Below are 16,756 nucleotides of genomic sequence, written 5' to 3' on the forward strand. Positions count from 1 at the left end.
TTCACTCAATGGTTCGATGAGGGTTTAACGTGCGCCAGCCAGCGTTTTTCCGCCAGGCGGAACAGACTAATCAACACATAAGAGATAATCAGATAGAGCACGGCGGCGATGCCGAAGGCGGTAAACGGCTGGTAGGTCGCCGAATTGATATCCCGCGCCACCTTCAGCAGATCCGGCACCGTGGCGGTAAACGCCAGCGCCGTCGAGTGCAGCATCAGAATCACTTCGTTACTGTAGGCAGGCAGCGCGGTACGCAGCGCCGAAGGCAGAATGATGCAGCGGTAAAGCCTGAAGGTTGAGAAGCCGTAGGCGCGGGCTGCTTCGATTTCGCCGTGCGGCACGCCGCGAATGGCGCCGGCGAAAATTTCTGTGGTATAGGCGCAGGTGTTCAGCGTCAGCGCCAACAGCGTACAGTTAAGCCCGCTGCGGAAGAAAGCGTTAAGCAGATCGCTGCCCTTCACCACCTCAAGCGTATACATGCCGGAGTAGAAGACCAGTAGCTGAACGTAAAGCGGCGTACCGCGAAACACGTAAGTAAACAGCCAGACCGGCAAGCGCACCGCTTTATACGGCGATACACGGGCAACGGCAAGCAGTACCGCGAGGCACCCGCCCAGAGCGACAGAAATCATCAGCAGCCAGAGGGTGATCGCCACGCCGGAAAAGCGGTAGCCGTCGCTCCACAGCAGCGCCTGCCAGTACTCCTGAAGGATCTCAATCATAGCTCTGCCCTTTTCACACCCACGGAATAGCGGCGTTCCAGCCACCACAGCACGCCGTTAGAGAGCGTGGTGAACACCAGATAGATAATCCCTGCGACGATAGCGAACCAGAAAGGCTGCCAGGTGCTTTTTCCCGCCAGCTGCGTGGCCTTGACCACATCCTCCAGCCCCAGCAGAGAAACCAGCGCCGTCGCTTTGAGAATAACCTGCCAGTTATTGCCGATACCGGGCAGCGCAAAGCGCATCATGCCGGGGAACAGGATGCGACGGAAAATTTGCGAATCGGTGAAGCCAAAAGCCGTGGCCGCCTCAATTTGCCCTTTCGGCACCGCCATATAGGCACCACGAAAGGTTTCGGTGAAGTAGGCGCCGTAAATAAAACCGAGCGTGATGATGCCGGCGACCATCGGGTCGATATCAAACTGGTTGATGCCCGCCAGGTCAGTGAGGGCGTTCAGCGCAATTTGCAAACCATAAAAGATCAGCAGCATTAATACCAGGTCGGGCACGCCGCGAATAAGCGTGGTATAGCCGCCTGCGATCAGGCGAAGCAGACGATTGCCCGACAGCCTGGCGCCCGCGCCGATCAGTCCAAGAATTACGGAGAGCAGCACTGAACTGAGCGCCAGCTCAAGCGTTACTAATGCGCCCCTGAAAATGACGTCCGAATAGCCATACAGCATAAGCGTGTCCTGTCTTTATCTTTTAACAACGGGGGCCGCGCGGCCCCCTGTGACAGGTTTTACTTAACCGCCATAAACGTCAAAGTCGAAATATTTTTTTGCCAGTTTATCGTAGGTGCCGTCTTTGCGGATTTCATCAAACGCTTTATCAATAGCCGCTTTCAGATCCTGATCGTCTTTGCGCAATCCCATACCGGTGCCGATACCAAAGATTTTATCGTCTTTAACCGCCGGGCCGGCGAAGGCGTAATCTTTACCGGCTGGCTGCTTGAGGAAACCTTCGCTGGCGGCGACTTCGTCCTGGAAGGCGGCATCGATACGTCCTGCGGTCAGATCCTGATACACCAGATCCTGATTCGCGTAAGGCGTGACGGTCACGCCCTTGGTGCGCCACTGCTGATTGGCGTAGGTTTCCTGGGTGGTGCCCTGAAGCAGACCAATGGTTTTACCCTTCAGCGAATCAATGTCAGGCAGGATTTTTGAGCCCTTCGGCGCAATCAGGCGCGCGTTGGCGGCGTAGAGTTTTTCGGAGAAGGCAATCTCCTGCTGACGTTTTTCAGTGATCGAAAGGGAAGAGATAATGGCGTCGATTTTCTTCGCCTTCAGGGAGGGGATCAGCGCGTCGAAGTCGCTTTCCACGTAAGTGCATTTGGCTGCCATACGTTTACAGATCTCGTTCGCCAGATCGATATCAAAACCCACCAGCTGTCCCTGCGCGTTTTTAGACTCAAACGGGGCATAGGTAGGATCGGTGCCGATACGCAGCGTTTTTGGCGCGGCTGCCAGCGCGCTGCCCGCAGAGGAGATCGCCAGGAGCAGAGAAAGAGCCAGGACCTGCTTTTTCATAGATTACCCTCGAAGTGTCTTTTATGATCTGATGTGTCAGCCTGTTGAATACTCTGTTCATTTGCAGCTTTCATGCCAGCTTGCGTTTATCCGGCAGGCCGGTGCCGATAACGGCGCTGAAAGTAGCAACATGATAAAAATATATAACAGGTTTGTGGAGACGAGGCGGTAACTATGTTGCATTTTGGTGCACTGCATGCACGAAATGCGATTCAGCGCGCGATTACGCACTTTTTTAGTGCATAACGCTGAGCGTTATGCACCTTGCCAGCGCGTAAAAAGATCCTGATCCAGTTCAATATCAAACTGGTCAAACACGCGATTAACGGTCTGGTCGACAATGTCCATCACGTATTGCGGGCGATGATAAAAGGCGGGAACGGGCGGCATAATGATGGCACCCATTTCGGCGGCGGTGGTCATGATGCGCAGATGCCCCAAATGCAACGGCGTCTCGCGCACGCAAAGCACCAGACAGCGACGCTCTTTCAGCACCACGTCCGCCGCTCTGGTCAGCAGCCCGTCGCTGTAGCTGTGAACGATACCAGAGAGGGTTTTCATTGAGCAGGGCAAAATCGCCATGCCGTCGGTTTTAAACGAGCCAGAGGAGATGCTGGCGGCGATGTCGCGCACGTCATGTACCACATCGGCCATCGCCTGAACGTCACGCAGGGCGTAGTCGCTCTCCAGCGCCAGCGTCTGTCGCGCTGCCTGGCTCATCACCAGATGCGTTTCCACATCTTTAACCTGCTGCAACACCTGGAGCGCGCGAATGCCATAGATAACGCCGCTGGCGCCCGTGATACCAATGATGAGTCGTTTCATGCATTACCTGCGTATGTCGATCGTGAAATAGCCGCTGCGCCAAAAAAAAGGGCCGGAATCGCTTCCGGCCCATCATACCTGCTGCTGCGCAACTTATTAACCTTCGTTGTGCATTTCCAGGTTTTCCACCTCATTCTGACGCGCCATGGCTTTTGCGTCGTCGTTGCGCAGCGATTGTAAATACTCAAGGTAGCGCTGATCGACATCTTTGGTGACGTACACGCCGTTAAAAACGGAACACTCAAACTGTGCGATGTCCGGGTTTTCTTCGCGTACCGCTTCAATCAGGTCGTCGAGATCCTGGAAAATCAGCGCATCTGCACCGATAAGCTGGCGGATCTCTTCCACTTCACGGCCGTGGGCAATCAGCTCTGTCGCACTGGGCATATCAATGCCATAGACGTTCGGGAAGCGAATTTCCGGTGCGGCCGAGGCGAGATACACTTTTTTCGCACCCGCTTCGCGCGCCATTTCGATAATCTGCTCCGAGGTGGTGCCGCGTACGATAGAATCATCCACCAGCAGCACGTTTTTGTCGCGGAACTCGGCGCGGTTGGCGTTCAGCTTGCGGCGAACGGCGCTGCGGCGCTGATGCTGTCCCGGCATGATAAAGGTGCGGCCCACGTAGCGGTTCTTCACAAAGCCCTGACGATAAGGCTTGTCGAGAATACGCGCCATCTCCAGCGCGATATCGCAGGAGGTTTCCGGGATGGGGATCACCACATCAATGTCCAGATCCTCCCACTCGCGGGCGATTTTCTCACCCAGCTTGGTGCCCATACGCACGCGTGCGCTGTAGACGGAAATTTTGTCGAGGAACGAATCCGGGCGGGCAAAATAAACATATTCAAACAGGCACGGATTAAACTTCGGATTCTCCGCGCACTGACGGGTGAACAGCTGCCCTTTTTCCGTGATGTAGACCGCTTCGCCCGGCGCCACATCGCGCAGGAACTCAAAGCCAAGCGTATCCAGCGCCACGCTCTCAGAGGCCACCATATATTCGTTGCGACCGTCCTGCATGGCGCGCTTGCCGATCACCAGCGGGCGAATGCCGTTAGGATCGCGGAAGGCGACCAGGCCATGACCGATAATCATTGCCACACAGGCATAAGCGCCGCGTACGTGCTGATGAACAGCGGTGACGGCGGCAAAAATGTTTTCGGCTTCCAGCGGATAATGCTGCGCGCGATCCAGTTCCTGAGCAAAAATATTGAGCAGGATCTCGGAATCAGAGGTGGTGTTAACGTGACGGCGGCCGCTTTCGAAAAGCTGCTTACGCAGCTCGTGCGCGTTAGTCAGATTGCCATTGTGCGCAAGGGTAATGCCGTAGGGCGAGTTGACATAGAAGGGCTGCGCTTCTGATGCACTGGAACTGCCGGCGGTGGGATAACGAACGTGGCCGATACCCATGTTGCCCTGCAAACGCTGCATATGGCGGGCTTCAAATACATCGCTGACCAGACCGTTCGCTTTACGCAGACGGAAGCACTTTAATGCATCAATGGTAACGATGCCTGCGGCATCCTGCCCACGGTGCTGTAGCACCGTTAACGCGTCATAAATCGACTGGTTGACCGGCATAAAACCGGCGATCCCGACAATACCGCACATGTGGTCATTTCCTCATAAGCCGCAACCCCGGCTCAATTACCGGGGTAAAAAACTCGACGTACTTTTCAGATAGTCGAAAAACCACCTGATGACGTAACTGAACTGGGGAACTAACTGCGACTGCTGCCAGTCCGCGCTTTTCGAGAAGCCGGTGAACGTATCAAGAAAGAACAGCATCGCTGACACGATCAGCACGCCGCGAAGCGCGCCGAAACAGACACCGAGCACTCTGTCCGTTCCCGACAGGCCGGTTTTCTCAACCAGCGAACCGATAACGTAGTTGACGATAGCGCCAACCAACAGGGTAGCGATGAAAAGCACCCCGATGGCAATGCCGTTTCGAACCAGTTCGTCTTCAAAGCCGGTAAACCAGACGGCAAGGAAAGAGTAGTAATGGCTGGCGACAAAAAATGCACAACCCCAGGTCACGAGCGACAAAGCCTCCCGAACAAACCCGCGGATCAGGCTGACCAGTGCCGAAAAACTAATAACACCAATAATGACGTAATCTATCCAGACCATGAACTCTTCCAGCGCAGATGCCCCGCATCCAGTTCGGGGCGAATTCTAACAGAAAAAGAAAACGTTTGCGTACGGTTTTCCTCAGCCATATTGATTAAACGGGCGCGCGTAAAAAAACGGCATTTTTACAGCGAAACGGCGCCTGAAATCAGGCAATCGGCACCGGCGGCCAATCGCCTGATTTGCGTCGATTAATTTACTTCCTGCGCCGCCTGAAGGCGCAAGAGCCGCCATGAATTCTCATTGACGCCCAAGGCACAGCCTCTCACAACGAAAGGCAGAAACGCGGGCTGCGCGTCTTTGTCAACGTGCACTGTAGGGTTTCACCACGCCGCTCAATCCGGAGATCCCCTGAAGCTGACCGACCGCCGCCTGCATTTTCGCTTTAGAGGCGTCCGGCCCGACGTAAATGCGGGTGATCTGCCCCTGTACTGGCGAAGACGGTACGGTAAAGGCGCGGTAACCAGACAGGCGCAGTTTCGCAACTATCTCATTCACCTTGCTGGCGTTTTTCAGCGCGCCGAGCTGAACGACGTAGGCCTGGCCGGACGGCGCGCTCTCCTGGGGCGCAACCTCTGGCGGCGGCGTTTGCGGTTGAGCCTTCTCAACCGGCTTCGGCGGCGTTTTCTCCACCGGCTTCGGCTGTGGTTTCGGCTTCTCAACCGGCACAGGTTTTGGCTGTTGGACCGGCGGCGGCGCCACAACCGTCGGCGGACTGTCGGTCTGCGGTGCGGTTGAGCCGCTCTCCGCCTGCGACCTGTTTTCGCCGTTGTTGCCGCTCACTGCCGATCCTGCACCTTCCGGCGGTTGCGCAGGCAGCGCCTGGGTTACCGGCGGCGCCATGTCGGTTTCCTGCTGGTCGCCCGGTTTCGGCACCAGCGGAATGGCCGCAAACTCTTCTTTATAGTGCTTTTTCTTTCCGTCCAACAATCCCGGCAGGATGATGACGCCCAGCGCCACGATGATCACCGTGCCGACTAAACGGTTCTGAAACTTACTTGCCACTGCCCTTCTCCGTTTCCAGCACTTCCATTACCTGCGCCACGGTGTGGAAAGAACCACACACCAGCACAATATCCTGTTCTGCGGCCTGTTCACGCGCCTGTTCAAACGCGGCGGCGACGCTCGGGAAAACCCGTCCGGCTGGCAGATGCGCGATAAGCTGTTCTGCCGTTGCGCCGCGCGGCCCTTCCAGCGGCGCGCAGAACCATTCATCCACCACCGGCGTCAGACAGGCCAGCGTACCGGCGATATCTTTATCGTGCAGCATGCCTGCCACCGCCAGCACTCTGCCGGCGTTCTGCAACGTGCGCAAACGATCGGCAAGGTAAGCCGCCGCATGCGGGTTGTGCGCGACGTCGAGGATCACCTTCGGCGCCTGCTGAACCGTCTGAAACCGTCCCGGCAGCATCGCTTTGTTAATCCATTCGCGCACGACGGCTTCGTCGACCGTGAGCGATGAGGCCCGCAGCGCCGCCAGCGCCGTCGCCGCATTCGCTAGCGGCACCTGCGGCAGCGGCAGGCCGCTCAGCGTGCCGTTTGCATCGCTAAACGTCCAGCTGTCGTCGGTTGCGCTGAACGACCAGTCGCGCCCGTGCCTGGCAAGGTGCGCGCCCAGAGCGTCGGCGACCTCCGCAATGCTTTGCGGCATCGCCGGTTCGCCTACCACGGCAGGTTTGTTACGGCGGAAAACGCCCGCTTTTTCACGGCCGATGCTTTCGCGATCCGGCCCCAGCCAGTCGGTATGATCGAGCGCGATGCTGGTGATCACCGCCACGTCAGCATTAACGATGTTTGTCGCATCCAGCCGCCCGCCCAGCCCCACTTCCAGGATTGCCACGTCAATTTTAGCGCGTCTGAACAGCCACAGCGCAGAAAGCGTGCCGTATTCAAAATAGGTAAGCGAGGTGTCGCCGCGGCCCGCTTCGATAGCGGCAAATGAGGCGGTATGATCGGCTTCTGCCAGCTCCTCCCCCTGAATGCGCACCCGTTCGGTATAGCGCAGCAGGTGCGGCGAACTGTAGACGCCAACGCGATAGCCCGCCGCCATCAGCAGCGTTTCCAGCGTCCGGCAGGCGGTGCCCTTGCCATTGGTGCCGGCGACGGTGAAAACGACCGGAGCGGGTATTAACAGATCGAGGGCGGTTGCGACGCGCTGAACACGCGTCAGACCCAGTTCAATAGCCTGAGTGTGTAAATTCTCAAGATAATGAAGCCACGTGACCAAAGGCGACGTGGCTTGAGGAAGATTATCCATGTGTCCCGTTCACTGCGTTACGGTGAATTGGGGGAAGAGCCGCTGCCCTTCCCGTCAGTATTCAGGCTTCAGGGCTGTCGGGGGTTTCTTCAACCACCTCTTTCAGGCTCTCTTCCTGCGGCGCAGGCAGGTTCATCATTTTCGCCAGGATGCTCGCCAGCTTAAAGCGCATCACCGGCCGACGGATGATCATGTCAATAGCGCCTTTTTCAATCAGGAACTCGCTGCGCTGGAAGCCCGGCGGCAGTTTTTCACGTACGGTCTGCTCAATAACGCGTGGACCGGCAAAGCCAATCAGCGCTTTCGGTTCAGCGATGTTCAGGTCGCCCAACATAGCAAAACTGGCGGAAACGCCGCCCATGGTGGGGTCGGTCAGTACGGAAATATAAGGCAGACCGCGCGCCTGCATTTTGGCCAGCGCGGCGCTGGTTTTCGCCATCTGCATCAGCGACATCAGCGCTTCCTGCATGCGCGCGCCGCCGGAGGCTGAGAAACAGATCATCGGGCAGTTATCTTCCAGCGCCTGTTCAACAGCGCGGACAAAACGAGCCCCTACGACTGACCCCATTGAGCCGCCCATAAAGGAAAACTCAAAGGCGGCGGCCACAACCGGCATGCCGTGCAGCGTGCCTTTCATCACAATCAGCGCGTCTTTCTCATTGGTTTCTTTCTGTGCCGCAGCCAGACGATCTTTATACTTCTTGGAGTCGCGGAACTTGAGCACGTCTTTAGGCTCCAGTTCGCTCCCCAGTTCGATCAGCGACCCCTCATCCAGCACGCTGTGCAGACGGTCACGACCGTGCATGCGCATGTGGTGATCGCATTTAGGGCAAACTTCAAGATTGCGCTCAAGCTCGGCGCGATAGAGGATCTGGCCGCAGCTGTCACATTTTGTCCAGACGCCTTCCGGGATACTGGCCTTGCGCGTTGTGGTGGTTGTACTCTTATTGAGGATGCGTTCAATCCAGCTCATTGATGACCTGTTATGTTGTTTATCGTGTTAAATCAATTAGTTAACACAGATTATCGTTTGAGAATTAAGCGACATTACATCATAAAACAGCGCACCGCGCTACACATTCATCAATGCATTACCGCGACATTTCGAGTGGTAAAACGGGAGCGGACGCCTTATATATCAGGGCTGCCGTTGTTGATGCGCGACCGGATGGAATGTCTATACTTAAACAGACCCCACCCCGTAAGCCTGTATAAAAAGGCGCGGAATGTAGATTGCCCCGTCGCCGGGGCTTTTTTATTTGTTAAATATGTTCCGGCGCATCGCGCGGCGCCGGAGAGTTCAACTCACGACTCCCGTTTCGCTTTGCTGCGGTGACGAATGATTTCAATCACGCCGGGCAGAATCGACACCAGTATTATCGCTACGATCAGGTAGTGAATATTTTGCTGAACGGCAGGCAGATTGCCAAAGAAATAGCCCGCATAGGAAAACAGGATCACCCACAGCAGGCCGCCTGCCACGTTATAGAGCGCAAAGTGACGATAGGACATTTTACCCATACCGGCCACGAACGGCGCGAAGGTGCGCACAATCGGCACGAAGCGCGCCAGAATGATGGTTTTGCCACCGTGGCGCTCGTAGAACTGATGGGTTTTTTCCAGGTAACTGCGGCGGAAAATTTTTGAATTGGGGTTGCTGAACAGCCTGTCGCCAAACAAGCGACCAATCGTATAGTTTACCGCGTCGCCCAGAATGGCCGCGATGCACAGCAGCAGCGCCATCAGATGAACGTTCAGCGCACTGTCGGGAATGGCGGCCAGCGCACCGGCCACAAACAGTAGCGAATCGCCCGGCAGGAACGGCGTCACCACCAGCCCCGTTTCACAGAACAGGATCAGAAACAAAATGGCGTAGATCCAGACGCCGTACTGGGCAACCATTGCCTGCAAATGAACATCAATATGCAGGATAAAATCGATCACGGTGTGAATCATTTCCATACGTGTTTCCTTCAATACGCCAGCAGGTTTAATCTTCCAGGAAGAGCGGCCCCATCGGTGGACGGGGTAAGTCATAACGTTCGGGATAATCGACCGCCACCAGGTACAGCCCTTCGGCTCTGGCGGTAGCGGCAGCCAGCGTGCGATCTTTCGCCGCCAGCAGCTCGGCCATCCAGCTCTCCTGCTGATTCCCACAGCCTATTTCCATCAGGCTGCCAACGATATTGCGCACCATATGATGCACAAAGGCATTGGCTTTGATGTCAACAATCACATATGCGCCTTTACGGCAGACGTTCAGGTGAATCACATTACGCCACGGCGTCCGCGACTGGCACTGCACCGCGCGAAACGACGTAAAATCATTTTCGCCCAGCAGCGCCTGTCCGGCACGCTGCATTTTCTCTGCATCCAGCGGGTGATAAAAATGGGTGACGCCGCCGTTAAGTATCGCCGGACGCAGCCGCCGGTTGTAAATGACGTAGCGATAACGCCGCGCCGTGGCGCTGAAGCGTGCGTGAAAATCCTCAGCGACGGCTTTCACCCAGCGCACGGCGATGTCGTCCGGCAGATTGGCATTCACGCCCAGCGTCCAGGCTGCATCCTTGCGTATTGACGTGGTTTCAAAGTGCACCACCTGCCCCGTGCCGTGCACGCCCGCATCGGTTCGGCCCGCGCAAAACACGCTGACCGGATGGTTCGCCACGCTCGCCAGCGCTTTTTCCAGCTTCTCCTGCACGCTGCGCACTTCCTGCTGACGCTGCCAGCCATAGTAGCGGCTGCCGTCATACTCAATGCCAAGCGCGACTTTCTGTCGCGGTTGCCCTTCTGACATCAGTACAGATACTCCTGAACCAGTTTTTCCGCCGTTTTAACGGCCATCAACGCGCCGCCGAAGCGCACGTTGTCCGCCACGGACCAGAACTGCAACATCTCCGGTACGCCGTAGTCATTGCGCACGCAGCCAAGACTGAGATGCGCGCTGCCTGAGGCATCGCCCACCTGGGTGGGATAACTGTCCTCTTCCGAGAGAGCGATATCCTCCTGCTGCTGAAAGGCGTCGCGCGCCTCTTCGGCCGACATCGGCCGCAGGTTTTCAATATGAACAATCTGCGCGTTGCCATAAAATACCGGCGCCTGCACCACCGAAACGGTGATCGGCAGCCCTTCATCCTGCATAACCTTGCGCGCCTGATCGACCAGACGTCGTTCGGCTAACACGCTCCCTTCACTGTCGGTCAACTGCGGCAGCATGTTAAACGCCAGCTGGCGACCGAAAAACGTCTCTTCCGCCGGCAGTCCATTAAGCAGACGCGCGCTTTCACCCGCCAGTGAATCCACCGCGGCTTTGCCATGCGCCGAGGCGGCGATCAGGCTGGTGACCTGAAGCCGCCCCAGACCGGCCACGTCGGTCAGCGGTTTGATAGCGCACAGCAGTTGGCTGACGGTGCTGTCCGCCACGCTGATAATGTTCCGATTGCGGTAGTCGCCCAGCGCCTGCGGATTAACATCAGGCACCACCAGCGGCACGTCCGGCTCCAGCGCAAAGAGATCGCTGGAATCAATCACCAGGCAGCCGCCGTTGGCCGCGTCTTCCGCATAGCGCGCCGAGGCTTCGCGCCCGGCGGCAAAAAACGCCAACTGCACGTTTGACCAGTCAAATTCAGCAGCGTCGGTCACCATTACCGACCGGCCTGCAAAGCGCAGCGTCTCGCCCGCGCTGCGTTCGCTCGCCAGCAAATACAGTTCACCAACCGGGAATTCACGCTCGGCCAGTAACTCCAGTAAAGCGCCCCCTACGGCACCTGTCGCGCCCAGTAGCGCAATATTCCAGCCGTCAGACATGTTGGTTTACTCCAGAGAAAAAAACAGGGCGGTGGAAAACCGCCTCAGGAATGTGGATGAAAGAGCGCGTTAAAACCCAGCTTCGCCAGCAGCGTTGCCGTCTCCTCGACGTCGCACTGCACCATCAGCGAAGACCATTCGCGTCGTTCAAGGTAATTTTTACGCAGGCGGTCAAATTCGCCCGGCGTGCCTGCCGCTTTACGAAGCGGAGCATCATCGCGGCGCACATCATACACCAGATGCACTAACCTTTTCAGCGTCGGCTGATCGAGCTCGCCATGCAGAGTGATGCGGCCAAACTCCGGCGCGGGCAGCAGCATCTCCAGCGCAACCTGCTGCGGCTGGCCAATAAACTGTGTCCAGGCTTCAAAGACCTGGGTGGTGCCGCGTGCCTTGCCTTCCAGCGTGTAACCCGCAATGTGCGCGGTGGCGATGTCAACCTTATTCAACAGCGGCAGGGAGAGATCCGGTTCCGGCTCCCAGACGTCAAGCACCACGCTGAGATCGCTGCGCTGTTGCAGCACGTTGAGCAGCGCGTCGTTATCGACCACCGCGCCACGGCAGGCGTTGATCAGGATGGCATTCGGCTTCAGCGCCTTTAACAGCGCCTCGTCGGCCAGGTGCAGCGTTTTGTATTCGCCCTGCTTAAACAGCGGCGTATGAAACGTGAGGATGTCCACCTCCGCCACCAGCTCAGCAAGCGGGCGGAAATCACCTTCGTCACCGCGATCGGCGCGAGGCGGATCGCACAGCAGCGTTCTGATACCCAGCGCCTCAAGGCGCGCCTGAAGACGACCGCCGACGTTGCCGACGCCGACGATACCAACGGTGCGGTCACGGAGCTGAAAACCGTCGCGTTCGGCGAGCAGCAGCAGCGCAGAGAAAACGTACTCAACAACCGCAATCGCGTTGCAGCCAGGCGCAGCGGAAAAGCCAATGCCCTGCGCTTTCAGAAAATCCTCATCAATATGATCGGTTCCGGCGGTGGCGGTGCCGACAAATTTTACCGTTTTTCCGCCGAGCAGTGCTGCATCCACTTTGGTGACTGAACGCACCATTAATGCATCGGCGTCGTTAAGCGCTTCCTGCGGTACCGGGCGTCCGGGCACCGCGACGACCGTACCGGTGCGGCTGAACAGCTCGCGCGCGTAAGGCATATTTTCATCAACGAGGATTTTCACAATCAGATTCCTGCTTTAGCACAGTGAGGCGCAATATTCTGCCACAAACCCGCAGGCGGGATAACCCTTGGAGGTGATGAGGAGACAAAACCCGCGTACACTCGCTGTCTCACAGAATAATTGAAAGAGCTAACTTCCTGCCATGAATGCCCTGTTTCCCTTGCTGGCCGTGCTTATCTGGTCGGTCAACGCCATCGTCAGTAAAATCTCCGCAGGCGCTATCGATCCGGCGGCGATCTCCTTTTATCGCTGGCTGTTGGCGCTGCTGACGCTGACGCCGTTCGTGCTGCCTGCCGTCTGGCGTAATCGTCAACAAATTGGTGCGGAATGGTGGAAGCTGTTGGTACTCGGCCTGCTCGGCATGGTGCTTTATCAGAGCCTGGCCTATTACGCCGCACACAGCGTCAGCGCGCTGTTTATGGGTATATTAAACGCGCTGATCCCGCTCCTGACGGTGCTGATTGGCCTGGTATTGTTACGGCTGGCGCCTACGTACGGCGTGGTGCTGGGTAGCCTGCTCTCCTTCAGCGGCCTGGTGTGGCTGGTCAGCCAGGGAAACCCTCAGCAACTGCTGACGCACGGCATGGGCAAAGGCGAACTGATGATGTTTGCCGCTTCCACCTCCTACGCGCTTTACGGCGTGCTGACCAAACGCTGGGCCATTGCCCTGCCGAACTGGCAGAGTTTGTATGTGCAAATTGTCTTTGGCGTGCTGTTGCTGACGCCCAACTTCCTGCTGGCGAAAGACGTCTCGCTTAACCTGAATAATATCCCGCTGGTGCTGTTTGCAGGCATTCCGGCATCGATCATCGCCCCGTTTATGTGGATTCAGGGCGTGATGCGAATGGGCGCCAACACCGCGTCGATTTTTATGAACCTGACGCCGATTTTCACCGCCATCATTGCGGTGCTGTTTCTGCATGAAGCGCTGCACAGCTATCACTATATCGGCGGCGGCGTGACCTTGTTGGGCGTGCTGCTGGCACAACGTCTGCGCACCCCGCTGCGCCTGAAAAGGAAAGCGCTGACGGAGGAGAGTGGCGAGCGGTAAAATTGCGGTAAAAAATAGCGTTTCTGTCCGGTCGACTACTACCTATCGCCGGGCGGGATTGCTATCATAGCGCAACTTTTTTCCGGCGCGCCCCGGATTCGCCCTTCAGTTAAGGATTCAGCCATGCAGCCTCTCAGTGGCCCCGGTGCGCCGATACCCGGCGATCGCACGACGATCGATACCCGCCCCGGTCAAAGCGGCCCCGGAGACCAGCCTCTTTCGCCGGCGCAGCGCACCACGCTCGAAAGACTGATTGTGAAAATTATGTCGCTCAGTTCGCTGAAATCGCCCGAGCTGTGGGCCGGACTGCGCCACGAAGTGGGCGTGAAAAACGATGCAGGGCTGCTGTCGCGCCACTTTCCGGCGGCGGAGCAGTTTCTTAATACGCGCCTTTCGCAGGTGCAGGACAGCCACGCCACGCGCCAACTGCTGCAACAGCTCACCGATCTGCTGCCACAGGGCAACAATCGCCAGGCGGTCAGCGATTTTATTCGTCAGCAGTTTGGTCATACCGTGCTCAGTTCGCTTAATCCCGATCAGCTCCGTCAGGTACTGACCATGCTGCAAAACGGTCAGATGACCATTCCTCAGCCGCAGCAAAACCGTATTACCGATCGCACGCTGCTGCCCGCCGAGCACCAGACGCTTAATCAGCAAATCGCGCGCCTTGCCGCCGCAACCGGCGAACAGCCGGTGAAGCTGTGGGCAACGGTGTTGAATATGGTGAATCTTCACAGTGGCGATCCCATTCCGTCGCGCGTTTTCCCGCTGCTGACGCAGTATCTCCAGGCCAGCCTGGCGCTCAGTCAGCACACTACGTCACCCGGCCTGCCGATGCTGCTGGCCTCGCTGAAAGTGCCGCCCGACCGCGACGAGCAGCGAATGCTGGAAGACGCCTGTCAGCAGCGTTTTCAGCAGCCAGCCTCCGCCCCGCTTACCCTATTACAGGCGCAGGATCTGCTCAATCTGCTGTTTGCCCGCCGCGCAGAGCGCCAGCGCGAACAGGCGCTGGCCGACAGCGAAATCAACCCACAGCCGATTGTCGCGCCCCTTTATGGCTATGTGCCGCCGGTGCTGCAACCTCTCGTCAACAGCCCGATGCTCAGCATCTTTGTCGCGCTGGTGGTGATTGGGTTCCTGCTGTGGATTTTTCTTTAACGTCAGTGAAAAGCCTAACAGCCGCACTCATGCGGTCTGGCCTGTAAAGGCCATTCTCCCGCTTCTTTCCCCTGCGTGACGGGATGACCATCGCGCAGCCAGAAATCCAGCCCGCCAATCAGCTCTTTGACCTTAAAACCGGCTTCCGCCAGCCTCAATGCGCCTTTGGTTGAGCCATTGCAGCCAATGCCATCGCAGTAAGTGATACAGACCTTTTCTCTGTCGAGTTGCGCCAGGCTTTCTGACGTCATCAGACGATGCGGAAAGCTTATCGCGCCGCAGATGTGTCCGGCCTGATATTGCTCGGGTGAACGTACGTCCACCACCACAATTTCAGCAACGTGGTTCGCCAGATCCGTGGCGACATCCCATGCGTCTGCATAATACGCGAGCTTCTCGCGCAGCCAGTTTTCGCTCTGGCCAGGTGACGGTGGAGGAAAAGCTAAAACAACCGATGTTGGCTTCATAAAAACTCCTTTAAGCAGATGTGGCTCAATGATAGGGTGAATCGGACCGGTCAATAATACCCATTTAACCCTGACAATAAGACCCATATGCCCTTAACATCACTCCCACTGATTTCACTTTTTGCTTCACAGAAAGGGCAAACCAAAGCCGAAAAAATGTGCGGTATGCTCAGACAATTAATTATTCGCGGCGCGCTTCGGCAGGGAGAACGTTTACCCTCATCACGGCTGTTGGCCAGCGACCTCTCGCTTTCACGCGTTACGGTTGAGGCTGCATACGGTCAGCTTGAGAGTGAAGGGTATTTGCGGCGTGAGATCGGACGCGGCACCTTTGTGGCCGTTGTGTTGCCTGACGGCGCCCTGAAGAAAAAAAGCGCCTGTGCGCTGTCGCCTCTCATTTCGGCGCGTGGCAGGCAAATTATTGCCACCGACGGCTGTCGCGAACCGCCCTTCCCGCAGGCATTTGCCGCTGGTTCACCCGACCTGAACGCCTTCCCGCATGTTATCTGGCGGCGACTAATGAATCAGCGATTGCGTAATACCCCTTCTGCGCTGCACTCATACGGCGATCCACAGGGGCACAGTGAACTGCGCGAGGCGGTGGCCCGCTATCTTGCGCTCTCTCGCGGCGTCCGCTGCGAGGCTGAGCAGGTGATGATCCTCACCAGTTCGCAACAGGCTCTGCACATGCTGGCTTTGCTGCTGTGCAACGACGGGGATGCTGTGTGGATGGAAGAACCGGGCTACAGAGGCGCCCGCAACGCGTTTCTCGTCGCCAATGCACAATTAGAGGCCCTGCCGGTTGATAACGAAGGCGCCCGGCTGCCTGCGGCTCCCACCGCTCGCCTCGCATATCTCACGCCGTCGCATCAGTACCCTTTAGGCATGACGATGACGCTGGCGCGACGTCTGCAATGGCTGGAATTCGCCCGCCGCCATAGCTGCTGGCTTATCGAAGATGATTATGACAGTGAATTTTATTATCACGATCGTCCTCTGCCTGCGCTTCAGGGGCTGGATGAACACAATCGCGTACTCTACCTTGGTACTTTTTCAAAAGTTCTTTTTCCCTCTCTCAGGCTGGCTTACCTGGTGGTGCCGCCCGCACTGATCGATCCGCTTTGCCGTTTGCGCAGCGTGATGGATGGGCACAGCGCCCAGTTGATGCAGGTTGTTACCGCAGACTTTATCAATAACGGTCACTTTCAGGCCCATCTGCGCCTGATGCGGCGCTTATATGGAAGCCGTCGTGAAACGCTGCTCAATGAGCTGAACATGAAACTCGGCGATAAACTGCTGATCGTGCCGCATGAGAGCGGGCTACAGCTGACCGTTACGCTGCCCGGCAACGACGAACAACAACTGACCCGCAGAGCCGGAGATTCAGGTTTGGTGCTGCCACGCCTGTCGCCCTTATACCATGGCGAACCGCAACGTCATGGCTGGCTGCTCGGTTTTTCCGCCCTGCGTAGCGCCGAGATCGTTAACGCGGTAGAGACGCTGGCGCGTTGTTTCCGGTGAGCGATTATGCAAAAACGCCAACACAATCATTATCAGCAGCGGCAGGAAAGAGAAATCAGTACAGGGGAAACATGATAAAACCCGGCCTTATGGTCGGTCGAA

17 protein-coding genes are annotated in these 16,756 nt (G+C 57.2%); 3 read left to right on the plus strand and 14 right to left on the minus strand.

Annotation, left to right across the window (positions count from 1 at the left end):
* Positions 1-5: 5 nt before the first annotated feature.
* From FA91_RS12285 to pdxB, 13 genes are all read right to left on the minus strand, one after another.
* Complete coding sequence (locus FA91_RS12285) at positions 6-722, minus strand: ABC transporter permease (protein WP_034916138.1); 717 nt, start codon at positions 720-722, stop codon at positions 6-8.
* A complete protein-coding gene (locus tag FA91_RS12290) occupies positions 719-1,405 on the minus strand; it encodes a histidine ABC transporter permease HisQ (protein ID WP_034916140.1) in 687 nt (228 codons plus the stop codon). Before FA91_RS12290 ends, FA91_RS12285 begins: the two co-directional genes overlap by 4 nt.
* Positions 1,406-1,468: 63 nt before the next feature.
* The gene (gene argT, locus FA91_RS12295; protein ID WP_034916142.1) at positions 1,469-2,251 is read right to left on the minus strand and encodes a lysine/arginine/ornithine ABC transporter substrate-binding protein ArgT; all 783 of its coding nucleotides are present in this window, start codon (positions 2,249-2,251) and stop codon (positions 1,469-1,471) included.
* Positions 2,252-2,506: 255 nt separating this feature from the next.
* Complete coding sequence (locus tag FA91_RS12300) at positions 2,507-3,076, minus strand: UbiX family flavin prenyltransferase (RefSeq protein ID WP_034916144.1); 570 nt, start codon at positions 3,074-3,076, stop codon at positions 2,507-2,509.
* 96 nt (positions 3,077-3,172) lie between these two features.
* Complete coding sequence (gene purF, locus FA91_RS12305; RefSeq protein WP_034916146.1) at positions 3,173-4,690, minus strand: amidophosphoribosyltransferase; 1,518 nt, start codon at positions 4,688-4,690, stop codon at positions 3,173-3,175.
* A 36-nt stretch (positions 4,691-4,726) separates the two neighbouring features.
* Positions 4,727-5,212, minus strand: a complete 486-nt coding sequence (cvpA, locus tag FA91_RS12310; protein WP_034916147.1) for a colicin V production protein — start codon at positions 5,210-5,212, stop codon at positions 4,727-4,729.
* 303 nt (positions 5,213-5,515) lie between these two features.
* Positions 5,516-6,217, minus strand: coding sequence for a cell division protein DedD (gene dedD / locus FA91_RS12315; RefSeq protein WP_034916149.1), 702 nt, complete (start codon positions 6,215-6,217; stop codon positions 5,516-5,518).
* A complete protein-coding gene (gene folC, locus FA91_RS12320) occupies positions 6,207-7,469 on the minus strand; it encodes a bifunctional tetrahydrofolate synthase/dihydrofolate synthase (RefSeq protein WP_034916151.1) in 1,263 nt (420 codons plus the stop codon). Before folC ends, dedD begins: the two co-directional genes overlap by 11 nt.
* Positions 7,470-7,530: 61 nt before the next feature.
* Positions 7,531-8,442, minus strand: a complete 912-nt coding sequence (gene accD / locus FA91_RS12325) for an acetyl-CoA carboxylase, carboxyltransferase subunit beta (RefSeq protein ID WP_034916153.1) — start codon at positions 8,440-8,442, stop codon at positions 7,531-7,533.
* A gap of 332 nt (positions 8,443-8,774) precedes the next feature.
* The gene (locus FA91_RS12330; RefSeq protein WP_034916154.1) at positions 8,775-9,431 is read right to left on the minus strand and encodes a DedA family protein; all 657 of its coding nucleotides are present in this window, start codon (positions 9,429-9,431) and stop codon (positions 8,775-8,777) included.
* A gap of 28 nt (positions 9,432-9,459) precedes the next feature.
* A complete protein-coding gene (truA, locus tag FA91_RS12335; RefSeq protein WP_034916155.1) occupies positions 9,460-10,266 on the minus strand; it encodes a tRNA pseudouridine(38-40) synthase TruA in 807 nt (268 codons plus the stop codon).
* Positions 10,266-11,276: an aspartate-semialdehyde dehydrogenase gene (locus FA91_RS12340; RefSeq protein WP_034916157.1), complete on the minus strand. Its 1,011-nt coding sequence runs from the start codon at positions 11,274-11,276 to the stop codon at positions 10,266-10,268. Before FA91_RS12340 ends, truA begins: the two co-directional genes overlap by 1 nt.
* 44 nt (positions 11,277-11,320) lie before the next feature.
* Positions 11,321-12,457, minus strand: a complete 1,137-nt coding sequence (gene pdxB / locus FA91_RS12345; RefSeq protein ID WP_034916158.1) for a 4-phosphoerythronate dehydrogenase PdxB — start codon at positions 12,455-12,457, stop codon at positions 11,321-11,323.
* Between the two features lie 142 nt (positions 12,458-12,599).
* Between pdxB and FA91_RS12350 the strand changes: the two genes are divergently transcribed.
* Positions 12,600-13,508, plus strand: coding sequence for a DMT family transporter (locus FA91_RS12350; protein ID WP_034916159.1), 909 nt, complete (start codon positions 12,600-12,602; stop codon positions 13,506-13,508).
* Between the two features lie 123 nt (positions 13,509-13,631).
* A complete protein-coding gene (gene flk / locus FA91_RS12355) occupies positions 13,632-14,666 on the plus strand; it encodes a flagella biosynthesis regulator Flk (protein ID WP_034916160.1) in 1,035 nt (344 codons plus the stop codon).
* Positions 14,667-14,680: 14 nt separating this feature from the next.
* Here the strand turns inward: flk and FA91_RS12360 are convergent, their stop codons facing one another.
* Positions 14,681-15,133 carry a rhodanese-like domain-containing protein gene (locus FA91_RS12360; RefSeq protein ID WP_034916162.1) on the minus strand — a complete coding sequence of 151 codons (453 nt, stop codon included), beginning with the start codon at positions 15,131-15,133 and terminating at the stop codon, positions 14,681-14,683.
* An 87-nt stretch (positions 15,134-15,220) separates the two neighbouring features.
* Between FA91_RS12360 and FA91_RS12365 the strand changes: the two genes are divergently transcribed.
* Positions 15,221-16,654: a PLP-dependent aminotransferase family protein gene (locus FA91_RS12365; RefSeq protein WP_034916163.1), complete on the plus strand. Its 1,434-nt coding sequence runs from the start codon at positions 15,221-15,223 to the stop codon at positions 16,652-16,654.
* Positions 16,655-16,756: the final 102 nt, after the last annotated feature.

This window comes from Erwinia sp. 9145 (assembly GCF_000745075.1).
In the GTDB taxonomy this organism is placed as follows: Bacteria; Pseudomonadota; Gammaproteobacteria; order Enterobacterales; family Enterobacteriaceae; genus Erwinia; species Erwinia oleae.

What these genes read in the sequence shown, in the direction of transcription:
- folC (WP_034916151.1), bottom strand. Translation starts at nt 7,469, where the DNA reads ATGGATAATCTTCCTCAAGCCACGTCGCCTTTGGTCACGTGGCTTCAT.
- FA91_RS12285 (WP_034916138.1), bottom strand. Translation starts at nt 722, where the DNA reads ATGATTGAGATCCTTCAGGAGTACTGGCAGGCGCTGCTGTGGAGCGAC.
- FA91_RS12340 (WP_034916157.1), bottom strand. Translation starts at nt 11,276, where the DNA reads ATGTCTGACGGCTGGAATATTGCGCTACTGGGCGCGACAGGTGCCGTA.
- truA (WP_034916155.1), bottom strand. Translation starts at nt 10,266, where the DNA reads ATGTCAGAAGGGCAACCGCGACAGAAAGTCGCGCTTGGCATTGAGTAT.
- FA91_RS12300 (WP_034916144.1), bottom strand. Translation starts at nt 3,076, where the DNA reads ATGAAACGACTCATCATTGGTATCACGGGCGCCAGCGGCGTTATCTAT.
- FA91_RS12330 (WP_034916154.1), bottom strand. Translation starts at nt 9,431, where the DNA reads ATGGAAATGATTCACACCGTGATCGATTTTATCCTGCATATTGATGTT.
- flk (WP_034916160.1), top strand. Translation starts at nt 13,632, where the DNA reads ATGCAGCCTCTCAGTGGCCCCGGTGCGCCGATACCCGGCGATCGCACG.
- FA91_RS12350 (WP_034916159.1), top strand. Translation starts at nt 12,600, where the DNA reads ATGAATGCCCTGTTTCCCTTGCTGGCCGTGCTTATCTGGTCGGTCAAC.
- FA91_RS12365 (WP_034916163.1), top strand. Translation starts at nt 15,221, where the DNA reads ATGCCCTTAACATCACTCCCACTGATTTCACTTTTTGCTTCACAGAAA.
- accD (WP_034916153.1), bottom strand. Translation starts at nt 8,442, where the DNA reads ATGAGCTGGATTGAACGCATCCTCAATAAGAGTACAACCACCACAACG.
- cvpA (WP_034916147.1), bottom strand. Translation starts at nt 5,212, where the DNA reads ATGGTCTGGATAGATTACGTCATTATTGGTGTTATTAGTTTTTCGGCA.
- argT (WP_034916142.1), bottom strand. Translation starts at nt 2,251, where the DNA reads ATGAAAAAGCAGGTCCTGGCTCTTTCTCTGCTCCTGGCGATCTCCTCT.
- purF (WP_034916146.1), bottom strand. Translation starts at nt 4,690, where the DNA reads ATGTGCGGTATTGTCGGGATCGCCGGTTTTATGCCGGTCAACCAGTCG.
- FA91_RS12290 (WP_034916140.1), bottom strand. Translation starts at nt 1,405, where the DNA reads ATGCTGTATGGCTATTCGGACGTCATTTTCAGGGGCGCATTAGTAACG.
- FA91_RS12360 (WP_034916162.1), bottom strand. Translation starts at nt 15,133, where the DNA reads ATGAAGCCAACATCGGTTGTTTTAGCTTTTCCTCCACCGTCACCTGGC.